The following is a 1,474-nucleotide window of genomic DNA, read 5'->3' as shown; positions in this document are numbered from 1 at the left end:
GTGGGGAACCGCGCAAGGGGGGAGCGGTGGGAGCGACGGCTTAGGCGGGGACCGGCGCACCCTCCGACTCCCCGACCCCCCTTCGACGACACCACCCCCGCAGGAACGGCTGATCATGGGCGGATCAGCGCCACGACGGGATCACCGGCTGCCGGTCGAGACGACCAGCTTCGTCGACCGGCGCGGCGAACTCGCCGCCGGACGCGAGCTGTTGGCCAGGGCACGGCTGATCACACTGACCGGACCGGGCGGTGTCGGCAAGACCCGCCTCGCCGCGCGCATCGCGGCCGCGGTACGGCGCACCTTCCCCGACGGCGTGCGCTTCGTGCACCTCTCCGGCCTCGACGACCCGGCACTCGTCCCACTCGCCGCCGCCGACGCCCTCGACCTGCACGACCACTCCGCCCGGCCGCCGCTGCCCGCGCTCGTGGAACGGTTGCGGGACCGCAGGCTGCTGTTGCTGATCGACAACTGCGAACACCTGCTGCCGGCCTGCGCCGAACTCGCCGCGGCGCTGCTGCACGGCACGACCGGCGTACGGATCCTCGCCACCAGCCGCCACCGCCTGGGCCTGACCGAGGAACACCTCCTCGACGTACGACCCCTGCCGGTCCCCGACCCGGACGGCGACCTCACCAGCCCCGAGGGCTGTCCGGCCCTGGCCCTCTTCGCCGACCGGGCCGCCGCCGTGGTCCCCGGCTTCCGCCTCACCGCCGCCAACCGAGGGGCCGTGGCCCGCCTCTGCCGCCGCCTCGACGGCCTCCCCCTCGCCATCGAACTCGCCGCCGTCCGCATGCGCGTACTCGACGTGGACCGCCTCCTCGACCGCCTCGACGACCGCTACCGCCTCCTCACCGGCGGCAGCCCCGCGGCCCTGCCCCGCCATCAGACCCTGCGAGCGGCGGTCGACTGGAGCCACGAACTCTGCACCGCCCGAGAGCGCTTGACGTGGGCCCGGCTCTCGGTACTGGCGGGAAGCTTCGACCTGGAGACGGCGGAAGCGGTATGCACAGACGCCCAAGCCCGCCCAGAGCCCAAGGCCGAGCCGTCGCCGCCGCGGTCCCCCACCGACCCGGAGGGGGCGTCGCTGGTCCGGCCATCTTCAGTCCGTCCGGCGTCCGACGACGAGGTATTGCCATCCCTGTCCCCCGCCCACCCGGAGGAGGCGTGGCCGGTCAGGGCATCCTCGCTCCGTCCGGCGTCTGAGGCCGAGCCGTCGCCGCCGCGGTCCCCCACCGACCCGGAGGGGACGTCGCTGGTCCGGCCATCTTCAGTCCGTCCAGCGTCCGAGGACGAGGTGTTGCCGTCCCGATCCGCCACCGACCCGGAGGGGGCGTGGTCGGTTCGGGCGTCTTCGGTCGGTCCGGCGTCTGAGGACGAGGTGTTGCCGTCCCGATCCGCCACCGACCCGGTGGGGGTGTGGTCGGTTCGGGCGTCTTCGGTCGGTCCGGCGTCTGAGGACGAGGTGTTGCCG

At 74.1% G+C, this 1,474-nt stretch carries 1 protein-coding gene; it reads left to right on the top strand.

Features of this window, described 5'->3' with window-relative positions; genetic code table 11:
• Positions 1 to 115 precede the first annotated feature (115 nt).
• Positions 116 to 1,474, top strand: a 1,359-nt coding sequence (locus L0P92_RS44370; RefSeq protein WP_372497440.1) for an ATP-binding protein, incomplete at its 3' end; no start/stop codon positions are given.

The sequence above is a fragment of the Streptomyces muensis genome, from assembly GCF_021474425.1.
Classification (GTDB): Bacteria; Actinomycetota; Actinomycetes; order Streptomycetales; family Streptomycetaceae; genus Streptomyces; species Streptomyces muensis.
The sequence above is the reverse complement of the archived record's forward strand: the minus strand, read 5'-3'. Positions and strand labels throughout refer to the sequence as shown.